The sequence below is a fragment of the Paenibacillus phytohabitans genome (genome assembly GCF_013141775.1).
GTDB classification, from domain to species: domain Bacteria; phylum Bacillota; class Bacilli; order Paenibacillales; family Paenibacillaceae; genus Paenibacillus_AQ; species Paenibacillus_AQ phytohabitans.
In genome coordinates this window covers 122,825-148,948 of the sequence record NZ_WHOB01000086.1, presented here as the reverse complement: position 1 = coordinate 148,948, position 26,124 = coordinate 122,825, and the positions used below count along the sequence as shown (strand labels likewise).

Annotated in this window: 20 protein-coding genes; 6 read left to right on the top strand and 14 right to left on the bottom strand. The window is 39.4% G+C overall.

What is annotated here, in order from left to right; all coding sequences use genetic code 11:
• Positions 1-106: 106 nt before the first annotated feature.
• Positions 107-2,146, top strand: coding sequence for a serine hydrolase domain-containing protein (locus GC101_RS28345; RefSeq protein ID WP_171720064.1), 2,040 nt, complete (start codon positions 107-109; stop codon positions 2,144-2,146).
• A 60-nt stretch (positions 2,147-2,206) separates the two neighbouring features.
• Here GC101_RS28345 and GC101_RS28340 read toward each other — a convergent pair whose 3' ends face one another.
• Positions 2,207-3,373: a hypothetical protein gene (locus GC101_RS28340; protein ID WP_171720063.1), complete on the bottom strand. Its 1,167-nt coding sequence runs from the start codon at positions 3,371-3,373 to the stop codon at positions 2,207-2,209.
• 188 nt (positions 3,374-3,561) lie between these two features.
• On the opposite strand from GC101_RS28340, the gene GC101_RS28335 reads away from it, so the two are divergent.
• A complete protein-coding gene (locus tag GC101_RS28335) occupies positions 3,562-4,098 on the top strand; it encodes a cupin domain-containing protein (protein WP_171720062.1) in 537 nt (178 codons plus the stop codon).
• A gap of 13 nt (positions 4,099-4,111) precedes the next feature.
• Here GC101_RS28335 and GC101_RS28330 read toward each other — a convergent pair whose 3' ends face one another.
• A complete protein-coding gene (locus GC101_RS28330; RefSeq protein WP_171720061.1) occupies positions 4,112-4,843 on the bottom strand; it encodes a CPBP family intramembrane glutamic endopeptidase in 732 nt (243 codons plus the stop codon).
• A 417-nt stretch (positions 4,844-5,260) separates the two neighbouring features.
• Here GC101_RS28330 and GC101_RS28325 point away from each other — a divergent pair, with 417 nt between their 5' ends.
• Positions 5,261-5,635, top strand: a complete 375-nt coding sequence (locus GC101_RS28325; RefSeq protein WP_171720060.1) for a hypothetical protein — start codon at positions 5,261-5,263, stop codon at positions 5,633-5,635.
• 50 nt (positions 5,636-5,685) lie between these two features.
• Here the strand turns inward: GC101_RS28325 and GC101_RS28320 are convergent, their stop codons facing one another.
• Positions 5,686-5,877, bottom strand: a complete 192-nt coding sequence (locus GC101_RS28320; RefSeq protein ID WP_171720059.1) for a hypothetical protein — start codon at positions 5,875-5,877, stop codon at positions 5,686-5,688.
• A gap of 481 nt (positions 5,878-6,358) precedes the next feature.
• On the opposite strand from GC101_RS28320, the gene GC101_RS28315 reads away from it, so the two are divergent.
• Positions 6,359-7,144 (top strand): hypothetical protein, encoded by a 786-nt coding sequence (locus tag GC101_RS28315; protein WP_246354551.1) that lies wholly within the window; start codon positions 6,359-6,361, stop codon positions 7,142-7,144.
• Positions 7,145-7,223: 79 nt separating this feature from the next.
• Here GC101_RS28315 and GC101_RS28310 read toward each other — a convergent pair whose 3' ends face one another.
• The 3 genes from GC101_RS28310 to GC101_RS28300 form a co-directional block, all read right to left on the bottom strand.
• Entirely contained in the window at positions 7,224-8,849 is a 1,626-nt protein-coding gene (locus GC101_RS28310) for a UvrD-helicase domain-containing protein (protein ID WP_171720058.1), read from the bottom strand.
• A complete protein-coding gene (locus tag GC101_RS28305) occupies positions 8,842-10,611 on the bottom strand; it encodes an AAA family ATPase (protein ID WP_171720057.1) in 1,770 nt (589 codons plus the stop codon). The genes GC101_RS28310 and GC101_RS28305 overlap by 8 nt, the downstream gene beginning before the upstream one ends.
• Positions 10,612-10,888: 277 nt before the next feature.
• Entirely contained in the window at positions 10,889-11,635 is a 747-nt protein-coding gene (locus GC101_RS28300) for a hypothetical protein (RefSeq protein ID WP_076222778.1), read from the bottom strand.
• A 531-nt stretch (positions 11,636-12,166) separates the two neighbouring features.
• On the opposite strand from GC101_RS28300, the gene GC101_RS28295 reads away from it, so the two are divergent.
• Positions 12,167-12,427, top strand: coding sequence for a hypothetical protein (locus GC101_RS28295; protein ID WP_171720056.1), 261 nt, complete (start codon positions 12,167-12,169; stop codon positions 12,425-12,427).
• 683 nt (positions 12,428-13,110) lie between these two features.
• On the opposite strand, the gene GC101_RS28290 is transcribed toward GC101_RS28295, so the two are convergent.
• Entirely contained in the window at positions 13,111-13,719 is a 609-nt protein-coding gene (locus tag GC101_RS28290; protein ID WP_171720055.1) for a TetR family transcriptional regulator, read from the bottom strand.
• 211 nt (positions 13,720-13,930) lie between these two features.
• On the opposite strand from GC101_RS28290, the gene GC101_RS28285 reads away from it, so the two are divergent.
• Positions 13,931-14,821 (top strand): alpha/beta hydrolase fold domain-containing protein, encoded by an 891-nt coding sequence (locus GC101_RS28285; protein ID WP_171720054.1) that lies wholly within the window; start codon positions 13,931-13,933, stop codon positions 14,819-14,821.
• A gap of 86 nt (positions 14,822-14,907) precedes the next feature.
• Here GC101_RS28285 and GC101_RS28280 read toward each other — a convergent pair whose 3' ends face one another.
• The 7 genes from GC101_RS28280 to GC101_RS28250 all read right to left on the bottom strand — a co-directional run bounded on the left by GC101_RS28280 (position 14,908) and on the right by GC101_RS28250 (position 25,894).
• Positions 14,908-16,890: a methyl-accepting chemotaxis protein gene (locus tag GC101_RS28280; protein ID WP_171720053.1), complete on the bottom strand. Its 1,983-nt coding sequence runs from the start codon at positions 16,888-16,890 to the stop codon at positions 14,908-14,910.
• Positions 16,891-16,943: 53 nt separating this feature from the next.
• Positions 16,944-18,059, bottom strand: coding sequence for a UDP-galactopyranose mutase (gene glf, locus GC101_RS28275; protein WP_171720052.1), 1,116 nt, complete (start codon positions 18,057-18,059; stop codon positions 16,944-16,946).
• Between the two features lie 123 nt (positions 18,060-18,182).
• Positions 18,183-19,199, bottom strand: a complete 1,017-nt coding sequence (locus GC101_RS28270) for a glycosyltransferase family 2 protein (RefSeq protein WP_171720051.1) — start codon at positions 19,197-19,199, stop codon at positions 18,183-18,185.
• Between the two features lie 21 nt (positions 19,200-19,220).
• Positions 19,221-19,847, bottom strand: coding sequence for a hypothetical protein (locus tag GC101_RS28265; protein ID WP_171720050.1), 627 nt, complete (start codon positions 19,845-19,847; stop codon positions 19,221-19,223).
• 6 nt (positions 19,848-19,853) lie between these two features.
• Positions 19,854-22,298, bottom strand: a complete 2,445-nt coding sequence (locus tag GC101_RS28260) for a beta-glucosidase (RefSeq protein ID WP_171720049.1) — start codon at positions 22,296-22,298, stop codon at positions 19,854-19,856.
• Positions 22,299-22,545: 247 nt separating this feature from the next.
• The gene (locus tag GC101_RS28255; RefSeq protein WP_171720048.1) at positions 22,546-23,448 is read right to left on the bottom strand and encodes a LysR family transcriptional regulator; all 903 of its coding nucleotides are present in this window, start codon (positions 23,446-23,448) and stop codon (positions 22,546-22,548) included.
• Positions 23,441-25,894, bottom strand: coding sequence for a beta-glucosidase family protein (locus GC101_RS28250; protein ID WP_171720047.1), 2,454 nt, complete (start codon positions 25,892-25,894; stop codon positions 23,441-23,443). Before GC101_RS28250 ends, GC101_RS28255 begins: the two co-directional genes overlap by 8 nt.
• Positions 25,895-26,124 lie beyond the last annotated feature (230 nt).

The window sequence follows — 26,124 nt, the reverse complement described above, 5'->3', positions numbered from 1 at the left end:
GGATTGTTTTTTTCGTTTCAGGGTACTTCGGATCTTCTCCCTCCTTCTTGCTTGTATGATGAATCCATGATTACATTTCGAGCAGCAACAGGAGGAGGAAATAAGGATGAAGAAGTTGATTGCCGCAGTATTGGCTTCGGTGTTAGTGATCCCCATGGCCCAGGCCTCGGCACAGGAGAAGGGGACAACCGTGGAAGAAAAGGCCCGCGCGCTGGCTTCAGAGATCATCTCCAATTATGGAGTAAGCGGACTACAGTATGCCATCAGGGATAAAGGTTCTATCACCCTGTCCGGGGGTGCCGGTGTGTACGATAAAGCCACTCAGGCACCGGTAACGAAAGATACGATGTTTGGGATTGGCTCGGTCAGTAAAATGCATGTCTCTGCCGCAACGATGATCCTGGCGGATTCTACGGCCATTGATATCGACAAACCCCTCACTACGTATTTACCGCAGTTTAAGATGGCCGATGCCAGATATAAGGACATTACACCGCGGATGCTAATGAATCATTCGTCAGGTCTTTACGGCAGCCACTATGGCAACAGCATGCTGCTGGATGACAACGACACACAGAATCATGATGAATTACTGTCAAGACTGGAGTCCGAACATCTGAAATCCGATCCCGGAGAATATTCCGTGTATTGCAACGATGGCTTTCAGCTGCTCGAGCTCATGATTGAGCAGGTGAGCGGTTTAAGCTATTCCGAATTCCTGGACCGGTACCTGAGCAGTCCACTGCAGTTAAGCTCCACCAAAACGCCGCTCGATACGTTTGACAGACAGCAGCTGGCCAAAACCTATTTCCCGGGGCTGGAGCAGGCTCTGCCCGTTGAGAACGCCAACGTTATTGGTGCCGGTGGAGTCTATTCCACGGCAGAAGAATTGACCGATTTTGCTGAAGTGCTGATCGGAAACCGTACGGATATTTTATCCGAAGCCTCCGTCAAGGCTATGCAGAAGCCTGAATATAAGAATGGAATCTGGGTACCGGATGAACGAAACACCTTCAGCTATGGTCTGGGCTGGGATGCTGTGAGCCTGGCCCCGTTCAGCGATTACGGAATCACCGCACTAACCAAAGGCGGGGATACCATTATGTATCATGCTGCGCTAACTGCAATACCTGAATCCGATATTTCGATTGCTGTGCTCTCCTCCGGCGGGAGCTCGATCTTCAATACGATTTTCGCCTCGAATGTCCTGCTGGAGTACTTGAAGGATACCGGGAAGATTGACAAGCTCCTGCCTGACCAAACCTTCGAGCCCCCGGTAAAAGCGTCCATGCCTGCTGAGCTACAATCCTATTCGGGATTATACGGTACAGTAGGCGCTACAACAGCTATAACGGTTAAGGACGGGGAGCTTGACCTGCCTGCCCTGGAAGGCGGACTGATCCCCGCACAGAAATATATCTACACAGGCAACGGGCAATTTAAGAGCAGCGATGGCCGTTCCGCCGTAAGCTTCGATCCGCAGAAGAACGGCAAAACCTACCTAAAGCTTAATGCCGAGTTGGATTTCCCCGGAGCCGGCCAGATGGTGATGGTAACCTACGAATATCAGAAGCTGGAATCCAATCCTCTAACCCCCGTGACGAAGCAGGCCTGGGAAAAGAGAAACGGGAAAAATTACTATGCTTTGGATGAAAAGATCAATTCATTATTTTATCTGTCCCCTGCGATCCTAATGAAGAATATCGCTGTGGATGAGGGGTATGCCTCGGGCACCCGGATTGTGGATGAGCACAAGTCCGTCAATGCAGCTGAAATACCGGTCATGAACGGAAGAGATGCATTTGATTTGAATTTCTATACGAAGAACGATGCGGAGTATTTAACCATCGATGGCAATGCTTATATCAGCGAAGATGCGGTTCAGCCTATCTATGGAGGCCGGTCGTCAATCAGTACGGTACCCGCTAACGGGCAAGGAATATGGTTCAAGATCGGTGAGAAATCAGCCGGTAAAACAATGACTGTAACTGCTCCGGCAAGCGGCGGCTTCGCTGTATATGATGCCGATGGAATGATCGTAAACTTCTCTGTGGTGACCAAGGACCCTTCAGCAGTCTTGCCGCAAGGCGGTATGGTTGTGTTTGGCGGTCAAGCCGGAGATGTATTTAAGATTAGTATAAAATAACAAAACAGCCGCAGGGCACCGGCATAACTACGGTACTCTGCGGCTGTTATTTGTTCATGATTAATTATTCATAAAGACAACCCCGTAATCGGGAAAGGCTTCCGTCCATTTGGCAATCGTCTTCGGCAGTTCAGTTGTATCCGGCACGTTGGTGTAGAACCGGACAATGGCGATATCGAATTCTTCCAGGCTGTTCTCCTCATCCGTGTCGAGTACCGCTGCCCAATAATGGCCCTGTTTGTCATACATAATAATCGCTTCTGTCAGTGTAAACAGTCCGCGAACGCCGCCTGAGATTACACTTGCACCCAGACCATCCAGATCCTTCGGCTTATCCAGCAGCTGCATGCTGTACAGGAACAGATCGTAATCATCCCCTACAACTGTGCGGAAGGCCTTGTCTTCCGCAGCTGTCTTGAATACACCTGTATCCTTCAGCGTGTAGACGCCCTCTTTGTACGGACCTCTGGCATATTCGCCGGTGTAGGTTACATTCGCTCCCGCAGAGTATACTGGCGAAGGGCTGGTTACATACAGCTGGCCGTTCAGCAGGTAGAAAAAGACAACCGAACCGTCCTCTTCCTTATATACAGCCATCCGTTTGCGGACCACGGCCGACTCTTCATACAGCTGGCCGGAATGGCCGCCATCGAACGCATCGATGGAAAAGGTCAGCTTATCGCTCTTGACGTTGCTGAATTCTACATATCCCCCATAGAAAGGCGATTTGCTTGCCATATACCATTCGCCGTTCCACTCGGCAGCTGCCGGAACCTTAACACTCTTGGCGGCTGTTGCCGTTAACGCCTCTACCGGCAGTTGGCGGGTACCGTCCGGATTGCTCCATACCCCCGCAAAGCCGGTGCCGGCAATCCACCAGCCCTCGAAGCGGCCCGTTTCTTTGCCTTTGGCATCGTATTCATACATATTGACTATTTTGCCGCTGACATCACCTGTGAGCTTGATCGTCTTTTTGTATTTGTCGTAATAATAACTGCCGGTCAGCTTTCCGCTGCTCTCAATCTTGACCGACATATGAATCGGCAGATTCCCGTTGATTGCGCCGGTCAGCGGCACCAGTCCGTTCGTGGCCGGACTCTGGGTTGCCGCTGCCACCTGAACCGTAGTAGCCTTGTCTTGTGCCGGAGCGGCAGCCGCCGCCGGGATAATGAAGAGTGCTGGCAGCAGTAGCGCGGCAGCCAGCAGTGTACCTATTTTACGTATCATAATGGACCTCCCTCTCATGCCATCTACAACAGATATATTACACTGTATGCCATGAATTACCCTATTGTTGTCAGATAGACCCTCAGATTATCAAGACTCTGGAGAAAATTAACGGCAAGCGGGTACTCTATGTTGTGCAATCTAAAGGGTTTGGTTAATGACAACTAAAGACAAGGAGTTGATTAGGGATGCCAGAATCTCATCATGACAAACCGAAGCAGGAGGTCTCTATAGAAACCTTCGCCTTCAAGGCGGACAAGCTGCTGCCGAATAATCCGGAGCTTCCGGCAGTTCTATATAAAGGTGCATTTCAGGAGCATCCGGAAAGCGCAGAGCAGATCTTCAATGATAACGGTTGGCGGAACAGCTGGGTGAACGGGGTATTCAGCTATCACCATTACCACAGCAATGCGCATGAGGTGCTCGGTGTGATGTCCGGCAGCGCCAGCCTGCAGCTCGGCGGCGATACCGGCCGCAGGGTTGAAGTGTCGGCCGGAGACGTACTGGTGCTGCCTGCCGGTACAGCGCATAAGCGGCTCACTTCCTCGCAGGACTTCCGCATCGCTGGCGCTTATCCCGGCGGAGCAGATTACAACACCCGCCGGGCGACGCCGGACGACTTCGCGGCGGCGCTCCCTGAAATCGGACAAGTGCCGCTGCCGGATAGTGATCCTGTTTATGGTGAGGCAGGTCCGCTGTTGAGGGTGTGGGGCGTCCGGGGATAATCAACAACACCAATTAATGGTGCATTGAAGACAAAAACGCAAACCCAAAAATAGTCCAGTCATTTAGCACATGCACTATGAACGATGTCCAAATATTCTTAGTCTTAATATATGGGTACAGCAGAACAAACCGTGCAATACCAATACCGAGGATGGCTTGGGCGATGTTCCAATTATAAGTTGGCAAATGGTATGCACCAAAAATAATGGAGGCCACTATCCACGCTAAAATGACCGCAGACTTTCTGCTCAATTTAAGTTTTTGTACGCCCAGCGAGAGAATGACTAAGAATGGAAGTATTGTTATTAGTTCTTCACCAAACAGCATCGGAATCATCTTCAGGAATGTCGGAATTGCCTCAATGAAATTACCATCGAATCCTTCACTCACTGGATTTGCACTAACATTAAATAATTTTGTAATTATTGAACCGGCACCAAGTGTCACAATAAGATTCACAATGTACGTCCCCAGAATTAAAACTATATCTTTCGCAACCAATTTTCTGAATAGAGAGGTCCAATGGCCCCGTGCAACGAAGATCACTGCTGCTAAAGGGAAAATCACATTCATAAAGGGCTGTACATAAGTTCCCCCGAACCCCACTAGAAATAGAGCGAAACCCACAGCAACAGCAATCAGAAAAATAAGGCTGCTCTTCAAATTCAAAGTGGGGGATTGCAGTTCGCTGTAGAACGGAAAATCATTTTTACGCTCAAATCTAAAAAAATTACTTTTACTCATTATTAATCAAATCCTTCCGAGATAATAATTTACTATATTATCCAATTTATGTAGATCCTCACCTGTGCATTTAGCTCAGATGTTGTTGTGATTTTTTAACTTCTTGAGTTTCTGTTTTGAATAGCTCACGTAAGCTTTTTTGTACTATCACACTATACTCCCGTTTTTTTCTGAAAAATTTACATTATTTTCAGAAATTCATTACAATATTCACACATGTTTTTCTAGATTGCTATTATAATAAACTTTGCTTAGAATAATAATTCATTGCGAATAGAAGTAATCGCAGGAATATATGGCCATTCGCTTGTTAAGCTAAAACAGGCAGGTAATAATATAATAAATGTAAACTATGTCAACTAATACGAAAGTGGTGTAACGGACACGATGGATATAAGATTGTTAAGAAAAATAAAAATGATAAACTTCGTCACCTTCATTTCCTTCTGGACGCTCTTCTTTTTTGCTCTGTCGGATAAGCCTCCACCTGCAGGCTTCTATGGGCTTATTGCCATATTATTAGTGTATGCTGTTTTGATTTATATCTATTTGGACGATTTTATTGATAGCATGATTAAAAAGCGCAGAGGCGTTTTTCTGCTCAACCTGTTATATTTCACCCTCGGAGGATTCGCTTTCAGTCTGATTCTCTCCATTATTGTCATTAACCTTGTTTCTAATGTACCGAATGAAGGATATCTAATCTCAGCCTACACAACAACCGCAGTGGGTTTCCTGAATGGGTTATTTTTCTATGGGTTCAACAAGCTGCTGTTGAAGAAGTACATTTGAACACAAAGAAAGAGCACATCCCTTAGAATGTGCTCTTCTTTGAGTCAAGATTATTTACCCGCTTCGCCGGATTTCTCCGCCAGTCCGGCCACGATCTGATCTATCGGATTCGTGAACAGGGCATACAGAATGGCAGCATTCTCCTGTTTGCTCAGGGCTTCTCTGGACTTGAAGTCAACAGCCCCCTTGACATCCGCCTTGATGTCCGGTCCGTATAAACCAAGAGCCACAGCCATCTTCACTGCCGGAACTGCCCATTTATCCGTATTTAGCCAAACATCCTAGAATACTTATCTGCAACAACAGTAAGCGTCAAACAGCCCACACCTTGACACCAAGGTGTAGGCTGTTTCTTTAACCTCTTATCCTGGTGCTGGGAGCAAATGTCTCAGGACCGGACTGAGCAGGTACTGCTGATCTGTGATGAGTGTTTTTTGATGATCGACTCTAACGTCCCGCAGAGCCTAGTATTTGTTCAAAATACTGATGGGGACAGCATGGGGTCGATGAGCATGGACAAAAAGAAACAGCTCATAGAGCTATTCTTCTACATGGGTCTAGTGATCATAGGGATCATATTGTTATTCATGAAGGAAGGGTAGAATGATGATACTATGCGGTTTTTTAACCATGTTCGCTACTTAGCTATTGAACGTGGAGCAATAAAGGAGATTGACGAAGAATTATTACAAGCACTTTTTTTTCATTTCTGAGGAGTATGAAATGCGAATTATTATGATTAATGAAGGACTGCCGGAGAGCAGTCCTTTTTTACTAGAACTGATAAAAGCAGATATTCAAAATGTGGTTACTGCCGAAACAATAGAGATGATTCAAGATGAGCTTCGAGAGTGTTTTTCAGAAGTGGGAATGCTTCGACGTAATCCTGCTAAAGAATCTGTTTCAATAGAGGTGGTACCTCCATCTTCACCAGTGGAAGAAGTAACTCAATTCCAGTTTAAATGCACTAATGTTGTAATTGCCATAGCTGGATGTGACCGGAGAGTAGGCGTCACCACTACGGCATTTAATTTAGTTTGTTGGATTAATGCTCATGGTGGGACTGCCTGCTATTTTGAATCAAATACCAGTAATCATCTGGCCCATATCATTCAGTTGTTCAAACCAGATAAAAATGGAAATGCCTATTCAATAGAAGGTTCTGACTTCTATATGATGAAAGAATTAAATCAGGACTATAACTTTTATGTAGTTGACTGTGGAGTAATAGGAGCCTCTGAACCTCATGTGGATTTCATTAACGCTAATTTAAGGGTACTTTGTGGATCAACATTGCCCTATGAGATACCAATAGTCTATAGAGCTATGGAGATTTGTAAAGGCCTTGAATTTTTAGCACTCGTTTTATTCGCTCCGATTTATATGAGGTCCTATATTAAGCGTATTTTCAATGAAGATGTTTTTTTTGGCGAAGCATCGCATGACTTGTTTGATTCATCAATAAATAACTCATTTCACGAAAAACTACTAAAGAATTATATTTATTAATTAGTGTTATTCTTGTAATAAAATAGAGCAAGGCTACTTCTCGTGAGAGAATGCACCTTGCTCTGGTACTAGTTTTTTATTATAGCTCCCATTCTAAAGCTCCCCTTAAATTAGAAACGTTATTAATAAATAAAAACGGTGAGCCCTCAGTTGACCAATAATCACCTTGTCTTGATCTATATCTTTTTGTACCCTGCATAATATAGCAAGCCTCTATTGCTCTAGTTATTCCGACATAATGAAGATTTAAAGATTGAGTATAGTCTTCTTCTGTGAGCCAATTTCCTTCAGCTGGTAATATCCATCTGTAAACATCTAAAAGAAAAACACATTTAAACTCAAGTCCTTTAGACTTGTGTAATGTCATGATGTTTACTTCTTTTTCAGTCGCAGGTTTAAAACTATTACGATTTTCTTTATCCCCTAATACGGTATTTAATTCCTTAGATATCCCATTATCTATCTCTTCTGGATAAATAAGCTTAGCAAATTTCACAAAAGACTCCAGGTGTTCAACTAATTGATCTTCATTTAATAAAAAAATACTACTAATAATTATTAATCCGCTTTCAAACCCTTTTATATCATATTCTTCATTGAAGTAGTTTTCGACAAACTCTAAAATGGTAGTTAAACCAACTTTATATGAGAAATACGAAGTTAATATATCATTAAAAAGCATACCCCAATTCGTATTACTTCTGTCTAGTGCAGTATCTACAAATAGTTTGTTTTCAATCTTAAGAAATTGAGAAGCTCTTCTCGCATTTTCATTACTTCTACATAAAATAGCAAAATCATTATTATTCACTATTCCATAATTCATTCTAACCATCTGCATATTACGTTCAATCGCACTTATAACTGCTTCATCGCTTCCTATTACATCAACTTTAAAAACTCTCGGTTCATCTGTTAATACAATATCTGGAACTCCCATGAGCGCTAACGAATATTCTGAAATTGACTTATGACATCGATGGTTTCTTGTGATTTCTAAGTGATCAAATTCTTTATTAGACATTAATGAGAATAAAAATTTGGAGTATCTATCACTGAACGCGTAAATTGCCTGATCTAAATCTCCAACCGCAATTCCTATTATGCCTTGATCTACTAATTTCAAAAATATATTGTGTTGAATTTCACCACAATCCTGGTATTCATCAATAAAAACATGTGTATATTTTGATTTTAAGTATAATAAGCATTCTGGAACGGTATTCAAAATATAGAGTGCAGTTTCACCACAGATTTCTAAAAAAATATGTCCATTTAATAAGGATTCCCTCAACAAAAGTAGCAATTCTTTATTATTCGAATCATCTTTTAGACCTTTTAATCGTTGGTATTCAGGATAATCATCAATATTATCTCTAACTTCTAAAGGAATTATTTTACTCACAAGAATTTTTGTAAATGGGACAATTATTTCAGATATATAAAACTTGTCAATTGTCCCCAAAAAATTCGATTTACTTTCAATACCTTTTCTTTTACAACGTATTTTTAATTCTTGACTTGCCTTTCTAGTAAAAGATATAGCAATAACTCCTTGGAAATCTAATAGCTTTTTTGATATGAATTTAATCTTTTCCACCACAGTAAATGTTTTACCACTTCCTGGTTTTGCCGTAATCACCAGGTTTCCCTGCTTCTCAATAATCCTCAGTTGCTCATCACTAGGTTCTATTAGCTTACCCATTATTTAATACAACCCTTTCAGCTAATATTTTGATTTGCTCTAAGGGCTCTGCAATTTTATCTCCCTTTAAAACTTCCAAATTGTTTATATTACTTTTCAAGAAACTAAGCATATTTTCCGCCTTAGCTTTTTGCATTTTCTTTACTGTGCTTTTTTTTGTAGTTGTATTATAAAATTTCTTCAAAAAGCTGTATAACTTACTTTCCACTAAATCATTTTCAAGGTCTTTCATAGATAAATAAATATTATCCTTCTCAATTGCCTTAGTAATATACTCTGATAAAAGTTTAGCTTTTTCTGGTATACTTACTTTTTCCAACCATTCATTATCTTTCTGATTTAACTTCCAGTATTCGAGTAGGGCTTCATTTCCCCTTTCAAGCAATTCTTCATAAATCCCCATTACTCGAGATATTCCTGCTTGATACGATAACTCTATAGAAACAGAAGGCGAGACTTTATGTGATTTGTTAAAAATATCATTATCTGTTCTCAATACAAATGGAATATCTAACGCTAGGCAAATTTTCACATATGGTTTAAACCCTATACCATTAACGGAAATAATAGAGACATTTAGATAATCCAAATCAATATTTAATTTCTGTGATAAGGCTGTATAAAAAAGCTTCTCTGAGGGACCCTCTACTAATAGAACTGCATTTACAAAAAAAACATCTGAAGTTATCGCATCTAACCTATATCCAAAGTCATCAAAATCCAGTTTTATTGCTTCACTGCATCCACCTCTAGCAACTTTAGTCAACTTATGTTTCTGATAAAGCTTTACGATTTTGTCAGGACGAAATTCAGATGCAATATGAGGAGAATGTGTAGTTATAAATACTTGTTCTGCGAAATTTTTCAATAAATAATTCGAGAGTTTTCTTTGTTGGTGTGGATGTAAATGAGCTTCTGGTTCTTCAATAGCAAAAAAAGTAACTTTCTCTAGGGTTCTTCTATTTTTCTGTTTTGCAACCCATGTCGCTATAAATATTTGATTATTTCGACCCTCTCCACCTAATGTAAGCGTTTCATTATCTGAAGCATAAGTTAGCTCGAGATTATCCAGCATTTGCACTATATCGGAATTAGCATTTTTAAAACTTAATATTTGGCTTTTATTATGTATGGCTAGATCGCCTAATTCAGCGTTTACATTCTCCAAAGACTTCTTAATATAGTTTAAATTATCTATCTTGGAGTTCATAGTATTCAAGTCCACTTTCATTTCTCCTATAGATTTTTCATCCGCTTCCATTAATTTTTCTGCTAGGGATAATTTCGAATCATTAAGAATTTGATTTCTTTCTCTTTTCATCAATGATGTTAAGTTACGTGTTGTATTTACACATTCCATATTAAGTCTTTTTATATAAAAACGTGATTGTTTGACTTCTAATGTTTCTTCAGAATGTCCGGCTAATATAGTATATTCACCACTTTTCGAGTTTTTATATTGGATATACACTACTCCACTCTGGAGGTCACCTTTAAATGTACTGATTAAACAGTCTTCTTGTATCTCCGTGATTTTTACTGTTATCTCCATATTTTGTGCTTTAGTAATAACATTATAATCACTGTCGTATAACTCCAAATCCTTCTCACTTAGGCTCCGGTCAAATAAAATTCTCAAAGCATATATTAAATTAGTTTTCCCTACATCATTAGCTCCAATAATTAATGTTTGATTTGCAAGATTTATTGTTTCATTATCGAAGTTTCTAAATCCATTAATCTTTATCCATTCAATTAACACTATATCACTCCTTTAATGTGTGTTTCTGATTGTAGACAAACGTAGTTCTTAATGCGAAGTAACAACCTCATATCTATGTTTCAAAATTAAGTCCACACTAAAATTCTCCCCAGACTTAGTTCTAATTATATATTTCTCTGAAAAATCTATAAGCTGTAACTTCAGCAAATATTTTAAGCTTCTAAGGTGAATTCCCCTCAAGACTTTTGTACTCCTTGCTCATTAATCTACTATGTTTTTTGAATATATACGTTTGATGAAAATTAGACTTTAACTTCTAATCATTCATTTGATACAAAATATTCTCAAGTGTTGTTATTAAACCATTTCTTATAGGGCCATCTTTATCCATAATCATTTCTTTGATATCTTCTTTAACTTTATTCAACATTGAAATACTTGTTGCTATAAGTAAAGAAACAATAAACACCACAAAGAACACCGTCGTATTTATTGTAATTTCAGGTGAATCCATATTTTGAATGTTTAATGGTACATTATCTAATGCATTAAAATAGGCGTATATATGTGTTAAGAGTTGGGTGAGATTAGGAATCGATATAGCTAAAATAATACTTGGAGCTACTAAAGGAGAAAGTTTCCTCCTCTCATTATCTTTTGTATAAGAATCGATAAGTTTCTCTATCTTCCACTTCACATACACATTATTATCAAGAAGATATTCTGAGATGAGATGAAACTGTATATCGGATTTTGATTTTCTCCATTTTTTCGGATTTGAGATAATAGAATGATGTTTTTTTAGTACTTTCATCGCTTTCTTATCAAATACTTTATTTAGTGCATGCAAGAATACAATTAAGAGAAGTGTACTTGGAAGTGAGATAATACACCACCATGGATATGATGCTAAAAAAAGTATAGAAATACCACTTGAAATTGCCATCAACATAGAAAAATAAATTAGGACTATATAAAATTTATGAAAATAATACATATGTGAATAAATCAACGCTTTATTTGAAGCTTGATCATTATAATAAGTAAAAAGATCTTCCTTCAAAATTTCCACTCCCCATAACTTAAATAACAACATTTAAAAAATTAATATTTTTCTATTAGAACTATATAAGGTTTTTATCTTCACTACCTAGAAAGGTAGTTCTTGAAAAGTGAAAATGTGTTAGTAATATTTCGACAAACCTTTTCCTTCTTCCTTCCAAATATAAGATAAACCCGCAATTCGTTTACACTTATGTCGAATGATTGAACTTTGACTCATTTACATAAAATAAAAAATTCGAACTAATAAAAACAAAGGCTGCAACTCATCTGCGAGTATACAGTCTTTGTTTTTAGCAGCATACTTAACCTTTTTGATGGTTCTATACTAAAGTATTTTTAAAATATTGTTTAAAATATTCGCGGACTAGTAGATTTATTGCCGATATTATTCACTACACGATATTAAAATTAAAGTAAATGATCACCTCAGTAAGATGTGCTAATCTATAATTGGAAACTATTTAAATTAATAGGAGGTTCGAAATGTGGAATAGAAACAAATATAACGGGCCCGGTGGGGGGTTTTACAATGGACCGGGAGGAGGACTTTATAACGGGCCTGGGGGCGGCGCTTATAATGGGCCCGGCGGCGGTCTTTATAATGGACCAGGGGGCGGTCTCTACAATGGGCCTGGGGGTGGACTTTATAATGGGCCCGGAGGCGGTCTCTATAATGGGCCCGGGGGTGGACTCTATAATGGGCCCGGCGGCGGTCTTTATAATGGACCAGGTGGAGGACTTTATAATGGGCCGGGAGGCGGTCTTTATAATGGCCCTACTCCCTATATGAGTAATATTCCTCCATGGCAGGTATTTGTGCAGGAGTTGGAGAGACGCGGAATGAATAGACATGCTGAACTTATTCGAAAATATCATTTGAATTGACACAAAGCCGGCAGTTTTAACTGTCGGCCTTTATATTTCCTATTCAAAAATTAAAAGTGAGATTATCGTAATTAATTGATTCGTTATTCGCGCTAGCATCAGCGTATCTTAAAAACAGCGCATAATTAAATTTATGCGCTGTTGATTATAAGTTGACGTAATGGGCGCTGTCAAAGCTTCTGCAATTGAAATGCCCTCTTTATCGGTATAAAAGCAACTGATCCAGTTCAATCTTTCCACTCATGTCCTTTGCTATACTTTATTACACTGGTGAAGGCAAAGTGATGGAGGCTCAAGGAAATTATTGCGCCACCAGAAGCAGTGCCACTGTTGTTTGCATTTTCAAATAATCAAGCTATAATGGCTCGGAGAGCTCAATAATATCCATTTAGTGATATTTTGGATATAAGCATGCCTTTCGAAGTATAACTGTTTGTGTATAGACTAATTTAAGCATATCATCAATCTCCCGTCGGGGTTTACTCGCAATTGATCAATATGTCATATAAAAAGCGATTAACAAACTTAATGAGACAGCATGTTGATCGCTTTCGATATAATTTTCGTTTGTCCGGATCGCATCTCCGGCTACTTTTTACTATTCTTTTCAATAATCCTCTGAATAATCATCTCTTTCATTTCAGTATCGTTTTCTAAAGTCATTATTTTAAGCGATGCATTCAAAAACACTTCCACAAATATCTCAGGAAAATCCGTGGAAATATTTTCATTTTCAATATAGTGGGTCATAAAACCTACTGCGATATTAGCGCACATATTTGCTTCCATTTTTGCATGAGGTCCATGAGAAGAAGCAAGATATTCTTCCTGGATAAATTTTTTCAATGCGCTGATGATATCTATTTGTTCCGTCCTGATTTTCATCAGTGATTTTAACGCTTTTCTATTTTTCATGAAATAAGCGCTGCTCAGATCATTGATTTCACTGAAATGTACTGGTTGCTTACCAAGTATATCAACAAACATTATCTTCAGTTCATCAACATAATAAGCCTGAAGCTGCTCTGCAATTTCATATTTATCTTTGAAATGCATATAAAATGTAGACCTGTTTACCATCGCTTCTTCGAGGATATCTTTAACAATAATTTTTTCGAAGGGTTTCTTTTGCAGCAGTTCTAAAAATGCATGGATAATATTTCTGTCCGTACGCTTATATTGCAGATTTCTCTCCATAGATCCTCCCTCCTAAATACATATTGATTTTATCATACACTGTATGAAGATTGATTAATAATCCGTACAAAATGTCCGCATACAGAACAATCTGTATAACTTTGTATACTAGGAGGACTTTATCTGTCCTCTTGTTTGTTGTGTATATTTTTGAAAAGTGTAAATTAAGATTAGCAAATGATATTCAGAGTAATCTAAAGGGGAAATATATATGTCATTCAAAATGAAATTCGTTCGGTTTATGGTGAAAAAGATGAGCAAAGGAATGTTTGACACTGATCAGATGGATGTCAAAAAAATACGCGGAGTGCTTCAAAAAGCATATGCAGGACATAAAGTTGAGAAGGGTGTAAAGTTACATTTGGATACTTTCGCTGGAGTCGATGTTGCCATCTTTGAACCTGAGAAACCTATTAGTAATAACATCGTCTATTATGTTCATGGTGGAGGATTAGTTACGGGAGATCGCCTAACTGCAGGCCCGTACTCTTCTCAGTTGGCGCTCGCCACAGGTTGTACAGTAGTCGCCTGTTCATACCGCCTAGCTCCCGAAGATCCTTTTCCTGCAGGATTTGATGACTCCTACGCAGTTTATAAACATCTGATCGAAAAAAATCCAAATTGTAAAATAAGTATTATTGGAGAAAGTGGCGGCGCTTATTTAACTTTAGTGATTGCCCTAAAGGCACGGGATGAGAAGTTTAAATTGCCAGCATCACTTGTTATCAATAGTATTGTCGCTGATATGTCAGGTAGAATAGTGAGAAAAGATAGTCCTGATGAAACAACTGTATCCGCTGCTGGAATGAATCAGCTTACAAAGATGTATGCTCCTAATCAAGATCTAAATAATCCTTACATCTCACCTATCCTTGCTAATTTTAAAGGTTTGCCACCGATGAAGATTGTGTATGATAAAGGTGAGTTTTTGGCCATTGACAGTAAGTATGTTGCTGAAAAAGCCAGAAAAGCAGGAGTATTCGTTGAGACAACCGAGTATACGAAATGTTTTCATGCTTTCACCACTACAGGCAAGGATACTCCGGAAAGTAAAAGAGAATTAACTGCATCTGCAAAATTCATGTTGAACTCTTTTATCTAATATTAAATCCACCGTACATTACTAAAAAGTCCGAGTCAGACCCGCTAAAAAATGCAACGTCTGGCTCAAACCAAAAGGAATCATAATTATATTATAAATTTAGACACAGCTGTCAGTAACTTTTGTGCTGTTTCCTCTGAGACTTTCATTAGCTTAGCCACTTCCGTAGATTGGCTAAGCAAATCCGAGGATCGCTCCGCAATGTCGCTCGTTCCTTGAGCATTTTCATTATTTGAAGCGGTGATTTCATTAATGGAATAAACTACATTTTGTATGGAAGCAAGTAATTGTTCTGCAGTCGCACTGAAGTCTGTAACCAGAAGTTGTATAGACTCAGCATCATTGTAATATTGTTCCCCAGTATCAACCATCGCGTTATAATCTTTAATAACCTTCTTATCAATGAACTCTAATGCTTTTCTAGAACTTACCGTTAATCCCTTTACAGAATCAATTACGTTATATGTGACTCTCTGGATTTCACTAGCCGTGTTCGCCGAATTCTCCGCCAATTTTCGAATCTCGCTTGCAACTACAGCAAATCCTTTGCCTGCTTCCCCAGCACGGGCAGCTTCTACAGCGGCATTTAACGACAATAGATTCGTTTGAGATGTAATTTGCAGAATAGAGTCTGTCAGTAGATGAATCTGCTCAATAGCCGTGACTTGTTCTATCGCTAACCTAGATTCTGTATCGATGGCATTGTATATTAAATGCGCTTCATCCCTTGAGGCTATTGCTGTCCCCTTCAACTGTTTCGCTCGATCTGAAATCATTTCAGCCATAGCTGATCCAACTTGTGCCTTATCAGCAATCGAACTTACGGCTTGCTTAATTTCCACAGAAGTTTCGTTCATTTGCTGGGCCATCGCTGCTGTCTCTTCCATACCGGCTGACATCTCCTCGGTTGTTGCTGAAACCTCCTCCACCTGAGTTCCCAGCATGTACATGCTATGCGCAGAATGGGTGATATTAGATTTCACATTCGATGTTTCTTCGTTCACCTGATTAAGGATTTCACGAATAGATCCTGACATCTTCTCCAAAGATTGAGCCAATTGCCCTATCTCGTCTTTACGCTTTGCAATTTTCACAGGAATAACTGATGTAAAATCAGCTTGCGCCATAAAATTCACAAACTTTGAAAGACGTTTTATGGGAGTAGTAATTAAACCTGTCATAATAATTGATATAAATATCACCAATACTATAGTAAATATAATGATATTCCTGGTAGTTGTAAGCGCTGAATGAACCTTTGCATAGGCTTCTTCCTCCGGCACTGTAACGAGTACTTTCCAACCTGTACTTTGAACTGTAGAGAAAGCTGCTGTTCTCTTTATACCGTCATCATCGGTATAGATAATTGATCCGTGTTCCTTTACTAAAATTGAATTGGTGAATGCGTCAAGCATACTTTCGCTTTTTAGCGTATTTTGATAATGAGCGTTCAATTTCCCAGCATCAGGATGATACATGAAGTCTCCTTTGCTGGATAGCAATACTCCATATCCTGTTTCCTCAAGTTGAATTTGCCCAATGGATTGCTTCAATACACTCCCAGTAAAAACACTTATTATCATACCTTGATACTCATTCTTGTCATCCAAATATGGGATAGCGAGCATAATTAGATTCGCCTCAGTTGTAAACCCGGGGAGTAAATCGCTTATGACCGGTTCTTTCGTACTCCTTGCTCTTTGATAAAATTCTTGGGTAGCTAAATCACTCTCTTCCTCATTACTCGCTTCGGTAACATTAATTGAAACGACTTCCACATCAGTCTGATCAATTGCTTGAACGGCAGCTAATTTCTGTGATGATTCGAGTTGATAATATCCTTTCGTTGCACTAAGCACCTCATTAATGGCTGAAACCTTAGTGTTCAGCCAGCGATCAATAGAGGAGGCATTGTTTTCTGCCAAGTCCAGCTTTTGGTTATCAATGCTGTGAGTGGTCCCGCTTTCAAACTGATTAATTTGAAATATGGCAAGGCTAAAAAGAGGTATGAGCGTCAGCAACAAAATGAGTAGTGTTAATCTAAAACGAAGTGTTCGGGTAATATTCAATTTAGTTTAAACTCCTTTTCTTGAGGTTCAGAGGAAGTATTGACTCATTCGGATTATAATGACACCTGCAAAACCTCTCTTACCTTCTGCAGAGCAACTTCTACAACTTTATCCATATCATAATACTTGTATTCCCCCAGGCGGCCGCCAAATATTACATTGCTTTGAGTTTCTGTTAATGCTTTATACTTTTCATACAACACACTGTTTTTGCTATCATTAATGGGATAATATGGATCGTCCCCCCGTTTCCATTCTTCACTGTATTCGCGGCTAATCACTGTCTTAGGCTGAGTGCCAAAGTCAAAGTGCTTATGCTCAATTATGCGAGTATACGGTGTTCTGCTGTCTGTATAATTCACTACAGCATTTCCCTGATAGTTAGGCATATTTATAACCTCTGTTTCAAACCTTAAACTTCTATAATCTAAAACACCAAATCTGTAGCCGTAATAAGCATCGACTGGACCCGTATAGACTATCTTATCAGCGAGTTCATCCCATTTCATTTTATCAACAAGGTAATCTGTCCCCAGCCTCACTTCAATCCCTTCAATCATTCGTTCAATCATTCCTGTATATCCCCCAATGGGTATACCCTGATAGGGATCATCGAAATAATTATTATCGTAAGTAAATCTAACGGGCAGTCTGCGGATAATAAATGCAGGTATTTCTTTGCAAGAACGACCCCATTGCTTCTCCGTGTAGCCACGAATGAGTTTGTTATATACATCTACACCAACCAGGTTGATAGCCTGCTCCTCTAAATTCTGAGGGTTCTCAACATAATTGTCTTTACGCTGCTGTTCTATCTTCCTCTTGGCCTCATCCGGTGTTACAACTCCCCACAGTTTATTAAATGTATTCATATTAAAGGGCAAATTAAAGATTTCACCATGATAATTTGCTATAGGACTATTAATGTATCTGTTGAATTCAGCAAACTGGTTTAGATATGTCCACACTTCCTTATTGCTGGTATGAAAAATATGCGCACCATATTTATGCACCTGAATACCATCAATCTTTGCGGTATATATATTTCCTGCAATATGGTCCCGTTTATCGATGATCAGGCATGTTTTCCCTGCTTTTCTCACTTCATGAGCAAACACAGCACCATATAAACCCGCTCCTACTATTAGATAGTCATACTTTATATTCATAAATGTCACTCTCCAATAATATTTTGTTATACAAAGAAAAAACGAGTGCAGAGATAGAACCACGGCGAAATGGTTCGGAGTCTCTTCCACACCCGTTCAAGGCTTATAGCGATTATCCATGTTTTAGTTAAAACCAACTAGTCTTTGCGTTATTTTGTATGCTCCAACTGAAATACTGCGTCCTGGGCGGCCTGGTAAATTCAATAAACCACCCATAATACCATATCTGAGATCACGGTACAGCTCTACGTCTTTGCGCTTAATATACCTCCACAGTTCCTTCTTCTTCTCCAGATTCTCAGCCGTTCCTGAACGTATTAAGAAGAAACCGGATATGACCGTCACTATTTCCAAATGATGAAGCATATATTGCTGAAGCTTAGGGCTTTCAATACTACTAATTTGCACCTGTTCAATCATAAGCTTATTAACCTTAATCTGTTGATCGATTCTTTTGATCATGACATTTTCTTGGACCGATTGATCTTCTCTGCCAATAAAATATCTGTAAAAATCCACATTAATATAGTACATTTTCTTAACATGCTGGAGCGGTACATATACGAATAAGTTATCTACATAAAAGGTGTGTTTCGGAAGCTCCAATCCACAATCCTTTAGCAGCTGGGTTCTGTAAATTAAAGAATGCATCAAGATATATTGTCCTTTACGAAAACGCTTAATATCGTCCCAGGAGAAAATGATTCCCTCGGGAAGCACATTATCATATTTCATAATTTTCTTATATTTTGCGCCTTCTTTTTCATATACAAAATTACTGATAACCATATCCATGGAGTTCTCTGCTGTACCAAAATCATGTAGGGTTTTTAGAATTTTGAGATAGGCTCTTGTATCTACCCAATCATCACTGTCCACTACCTTTACGTACAACCCGCCCGCGTTTCGGATACCGGCATTAACAGCTTCTCCGTGTCCGCCATTCTCCTGGTGAATCACTCTAATTATAGACGGATATTTGTGGGCATATTCATCCGCAATTGATCCGGTCTGATCCGTGGAACCATCATTTACTATCAGTAACTCTACATTCTCGCCCCCCGGCAAAAGGGACTCAATGCAATATCTCATATAGTCTTGTGAGTTATAACAAGGAATTACCACTGATAATAATTTCATACGAACACTACCTTTACTTCCCTATTTTTCTGGATTTTGTTTAAAAATTACTTTAAATATCGGATAGAATACCCAGAAGGAAATTGCAGCATTAATCATCATTGTAATAAGATCCGCTGCTGTCTCACCAAACGAGCCCATCCCCCAAGTATTCATCAACAAATTATAAACAGGGGCTTTGTAAAACCCTTGAGCTGCAGCAGCACCTATTGTTATTACAAAATAGGCCAATACATACCAGAAGGCAGCCGTCCAAATATTACTGTTAGACTTAAATGTAATGTTCCTCTGTAAGAAAAAGTTAATGATCTGGGCAACTCCAATCGTGATTTGAACTGCGAGGAAATAGGCAAGCCCGCCTCCACCGCCGGAAGCAAGTGAACCTGATCCATAATCAAACAGATAATAATCACTTCCATCAAAATTATGGCCAAACTGCAAAATTCGAAAGCTTGTATCGACTAATGTTGTTTGTGCAAATATACCTTTGAACACAGGCATCATAATCAGTTGTAACACTGTCATTCCGGTACTAAGCAAAAAGAAGACTAGAAACTGGGCAATACTGGGATGCTGTTCCTTGTAATTATTCCAAAAACCCACTAAACCCGTACCTGATTTTTTATTATTGATATTTATATCATTCATTTTATTCTACGTCTCCTTTATCGCGTTTGGCATGGTCTTTTTTACCTTAGCGACCTTCACCATTTTACTTCTTTCCTTTAGTACATGATTGAATCCTTTGAAGAAACGACCATTTACGATCATCAAGATTCCATCCAGCATTGGCATATTTATAATACCGCCTGTCATTCTTGCAACACCTCTGAAGGGCATATGATAGATAGACATCATGATGATATTAGCTGTACTTCTTTTTCCAATCTTAATTAAGAACCAATGTGCAAAAACCATCAAATGGTATGCAAATCTTGCAGCGCCCCCCTTTGCATACTGGCACTGGGCAATCGTATCATTGTAACCCAGTGGCTGTGATCTATCCCATTTAGACACAGGTGCTTTATATCCAATCAGATTCTCAAATTCATCTAAGCTGACATTGCTTGCTACACCTGCGTAATAGGTGGGAAGCTTCTCCTTATCATATGGAAGTGGTGCACCTGTTCCTTCCACCAATAAGGTGCCTTTCAATCTGATATCAGCACTTGAAGCACCAATACTGATCATATACTCCGCTTCTTCAACTTCCCATTTATTTGTTTTCACATTGAAGTAGCGGAAGGTTATATCATCAAATGACAGGGTTACCTCTTTAGTTTCACCCGCTTCCAAAAACACTTTAGTAAATCCCTTCAGTTCCTTTTTTGCTCTGAAAATATCCTTTGACATACAACCTACGTACAGTTGAGCAATCTCCATACCAGATACATCTCCGGTATTAGTCAATTTAAATGTTACCCGATCCTTGAATACCTGAATGTTCGAGTATTCAAAGTCTGTATAGCTAAGTCCGTAACCAAACGGGAAAAGCACCTTCTTATTTGCCGTATCATAATAACGGTAGCCGATATAAATGCTCTCTCTATATTCAACGCTAACCTCCTTACCCGGAAACTGGTAGTAGGAAGGGGTATCTTCATAACGAACGGGATAAGTTTCTGCCAGCTTTCCCGAAGGATTTACATCACCTGTTAAAATCCTAACTGTGGCTCTCGCACCAGCTTGCCCAGTTAAATAACCATGCACTAATCCTTTAACCTTATTAATCCAGGGCATTTCTACCACGGAACCACAAGAGAGAATCACCACAATGTTGGGGTTCACTTCACACAAAGAATTTAATAAATCAATCTGGTTCTCCGGTATCCTCATGCTTTGTCTGTCTAATCCTTCAGCTTCCGTAACTTCATCAAGTCCCAAATAGAGCAGGACAACATCTGCCTTTTTAGCAAGGTCACAAGCCTTACTTATTTTCTTTGAATTCTTCTTTCCGTAACGTTCAAATCCCGGCTCATATCCGATGCTGATAATATCCGAGTTGTCAAAACATTCTAAAACATTATCGAGTATGGTTGGATTTACGATAGAGGATCCAGCTCCCTGGTATCTAGGGGATTTTGCAAAATCTCCAATCACGGCAACCGTATTCCCTTTTTTCAGGGGTAATATTTTCTCGTCATTTTTAAGAAGAACTATGGACTCTTCTGCCGCCCACTGTGCTACCTTATGATGCTTTTCCACACTATACTCATTAGGCCTGTTAGAAGCTATCTCCGTTGTGTATATAAGGTCAAGCAGTCTATCTACACATTCATCTAATGCTTCTTCTGCAATTTCACCGCTTTGAATAGCTCGAATGATTTCTTCATTGGTCTCGCCTGCTGTTGTTGGCATCTCCAATTCATTACCTGCTAACAAGCCTGCTACACGATCATTACTGCCGCCCCAATCAGTGACAACTACCCCATCGAAATCCCATTCATCTCGCAGAATTTCTTTCATCAAATGCGTGCTTTCATTCGTGTAACTTCCGTTCAACAAATTATAGGAGGACATAACTGTTTTCGTTTTGCCTTCCTTAACTGCAATTTCAAATGCAGTCAGATAGATTTCTCTAAGCGTTCTTTCATCGACAATGGTATCAATGGACATCCGTCGCTCTTCTTGGTTGTTCACTGCAAAATGCTTCACACATGCTGAAATCCCATGTGATTGAATACCTCGAATATAACCGGCAGCCATCTTACCAGCAAGGTATGGATCTTCACTGAAATATTCAAAGTTTCTTCCACAAAGAGGATTCCTTTTCATATTAATACCAGGTCCCAGAAGAACATTGACTTGCTGTGCAACGGCTTCCTCCCCAAGATACTCTCCAAGCTTTTCGCCAAGTTCTAAGTTCCAGCTATTGGCTACCGTCGCAGCTGTTGGAAAACAAGTTGCCGGTATACTCGCATTAAGGCCCAGATGATCTGCTGCTGCTGCCTGTTTTCTAATGCCATGCGGTCCATCCGCCAAAAATATACTGGGGATTCCAAGACGATCTATGTTTTGAGTTGTCCAAAAATCTTTTCCTGACATTAAAGATGCTTTCTCTTCCAAAGTCATTTTCCCAATCAAACTTTTATATTTCATTTAGATTCCTCTTTTTGTAATTTAGTATGTCTCCACCTACAGGAACTCTCTCCAATTATAAGAAAGGGGATTGTCTACGCTTTCATTTACTTACTCCCCCTCCCTTACATTTTCTATATATACGTAAATTCAAAATTTCATCCCGCACTTTTCATACTACCTCCTATCTATTGAATTCTCCATCAACCAAAAAGTTAGAGGGATAAACTTTTAGTTTAAAGCATAAAAAAACAGGTCATATGATGTATTACTCCACATCAATATGACCTGTTTTCTCATTGATATAATTTTTAATGTAACTAAGAAATAATGAAACTGCTCTAGTCTGAATATCTCTTTTTCTGCTGACCAAATAAATATTCTGGGGAATCTTTTCGATTAATCTAATAATTTTCAAATTTTCATTGTTATAGAACTCTTCCACAAGATCTACTGAAATGGCCAGATATCCACTCTCTTCGCACAGTATGTGTGCAGTAGCAACATTGCTAAATTCATGGACAACATGAGGAGTAAACCCATGCTCTAAACATTTATCTATTAAACTGTGCTCCTTCCCTTTTTCCACAGATTTCAAGACGAGTTGTTCATGTTCTAATTCCATTATCGAAATTTCATCTTTTCCTGCCAACCGATGCTTTTTGGAGACAACCGCCACTACTTCACATAATTGAATTAATTCAATTTCACAATTATCAATTTCCTGCTGTCCCAATACGATCCCGACATCAAATTCCTCTTGAAATATTCGGCCTATTGGGTACTCATCCGGGAATTCTCTTAGTCTCATTTGGAATTGAGGATACATATTGGTAAATCCAAACAATATATCTGGTGGAACAGAGGGGGTTGTGGAGAAATTAACCAGGACATTTAAAGTGCTCTTTCCTCCGCTCATGATACCAATTTCTTTCTTGATATCATCCATAAGATAACAGAGATGTTTAGCCCGTGCATACAATAACTCTCCGCAATCAGTAGCCTCCATTCCATGGGGACCTCGGAAGAATAACTCTGCTTCTACATCTAATTCTAACAGTTTTATAGTTTTACTTAATCCTTGCGGAGATATAAACAAGTCCTTGGCCGCTGACGTCACGCTTTTCTTCTCATACACTTTGATAAAACACTCTAATGCGTCTTTATTCATATCTCTGCCTACTGCCTATTTCTACTGTTTTGATGCTTTTACGGTATTTTCGCATCTTTTTTCTTTCTTTAATTACATGGTTCAACCCTTTAAAGAAATGCCCGTTTGCAATCATTAAAATCCCGTCCAGCATTGGCATATTCACTACACCGCCCGTCATTCTCGCTATTCCTCTGAACGGCATATGATAAATGGACATCATTATTAGATTCGCTGTGTCCCGCTTGCCTATTTTCCTCAAAAACCAATGTGCAAAAACGATTGTATGATAGGATAATCTTGCAATTCTGCCCTTTGCATACTGACATTGCGCAATCGTATCGTTATAACCCAGTGGTTGTGTACGGTCCCATGTGGAAATAGGCACTTTATCTCCAAGCAAATATTCAAATTCCTCTAGATCGACATTATTTACTTTTCCAGAATAATAAGATGGAAGCTTAATCTTATTGTATGGGATAGGCGCTCCCGTCCCCTCTACTGCAAGGATACCCGTTAGTCTGATATCAGCACTTGATGCACCAATGATAATCTCATACTCCGCTTCTTCAATTTCCCATTGATTTGTTATCACATTAAAATACCGGAATGTCTTGTCGTCAAATGGAATAGTAACCGTCTTCGTTTGACCTGCATTTATAAAAATCTTAACAAATCCCTTCAGCTCCATATTAGGTCTGAAAATCGCATCGGATTTACATCGGACATAAAGCTGCGGAATTTCCATTCCGGCTACTCTCCCCGAGTTGGTTAGCTTGAATGTTACTCCATCCTTAGCAATCTGAATATCCGAGTATTCAAATGTTGTATAGCTGAGCCCAAATCCAAACGGGAAGAGCACATCAACATTGGCAGTATCATAGTAACGATAACCAATAAATATACTTTCCCTATACTCAACCGTAACCTCTTTACCTGAGAAATGAAGAAGAGAGGGTGTATCCTCATATTGAAGAGGGAATGTTTCGGCCAATTTGCCTGAAGGATTCACATCCCCTGACAAAACCCTAAGAATTGATCGGGCTCCTGCTTGTCCGCCTAAATAACCGTGTACCAATCCTCTTACTTTACCAATCCACGGCATTTCAACTGCAGAACCGCAAGAAAGAATTGCCACAATATTGGGATTAACACTAAATACGGCATCTAATAAATCTATCTGATTCTCAGGAATTTTCATATTCTGCCTGTCAAGTCCCTCTGCTTCAGTAACTTCATCTAGGCCAATATATAGAAGTACAACATCTGCTTTTTCTGCGAGCAGGCATGCGCTTTTTACTTTTTCAGCATTTTTCTTTCCATAGCGTTCAAAGCCCGCTTCAAACCCAATACTGACAATTCCCGATTCTTCAAAACAATTTAATGTATGATCCAGAATGGTCGGATTTACAATAGAGGATCCTGCCCCCTGGTATCGTGCATCTTTGGCAAAATCTCCAATTACCGCAACCTTTTTACCGAATTTCAGCGGTAATATATTCCCGTCATTTTTTAAAAGGACAATAGACTCTTCCGCAGCCTTCTGTGCTACTCTGTGATGCCTATCCACATCAAAATCAACATGAATCTTCTTATAGGCTTCCTCTGTTGTAAAAATAAGCTCCAGTAATCTGTCTACACATTCATCCAGTACTTCCTCTTTAATTTTCCCGGTTTGAATGGCCTGGATAATTTCCCGATCTGTTTCCCCTGCGGTTGTCGGCATTTCCAGCTCATTCCCGGCTAGCAGTCCCGCTATACGATCATTACTGCCGCCCCAATCTGTGACCACTACTCCGTTAAAATCCCATTCTTTCCGCAAGATCTCTTGCATTAAGTGCATGTTTTCATTGGTGTAAGTCCCGTTTAACTTATTATAGGAAGTCATGACGGTCTTAGTCTTGCCTTCTTGCACTGCAATTTCAAATGCAGTCAGATAGATTTCTCTGAGCGTTCTTTCATCAACGATTGTATCAATAGCCATGCGTCTTTCTTCCTGATTGTTCACAGCAAAATGCTTCACACAAGCTGAAATTCCATGTGATTGAACACCTCTGATATACCCAGCAGCCATTTTACCGGCAAGATAAGGGTCTTCGCTGAAATACTCGAAATTTCTACCACATAGAGGATTTCTCTTCATGTTAACTCCAGGTCCCAAAAGCACATTAACTTTCTGGGCAACCGCCTCTTGCCCAAGATATTCTCCGATTTTCTCCCCCAATTCCACATTCCAGCTATTCGCTACTGTCGCAGCTGTTGGGAAGCAAGTTGCGGGAATCCCTGCATTTAGTCCCAGCTTATCTGATGCTATTGCCTGCTTTCTAATCCCATGCGGACCATCGGCAAGAAACATACTACTGATTCCAAGACGATCAATATTTTGAGTGGTCCAGAAATCTTTCCCTGACATTAGGGAAGCCTTCTCTTCTAAAGTCATTTCCTTAATTAAATCTCTATACTTCATCTTTAAATCCTCTTTTTAGAAGCTTTTAATTCAAATGACATAAAATCAATACTCCCTTTTCCCATAAACTGAAAGTACAATGGATAAGTTCCATCCTGGGTAACGCAGCCGGATTCCATCTCGCTCCAGCAATGCCGATTACTTAGATCTATTTGAAACATCGAAATTACTTCCCTTAAATCTTTCAGAATGACGATTGGTGTGTCTATGGTAGAGTATATACCACTGAT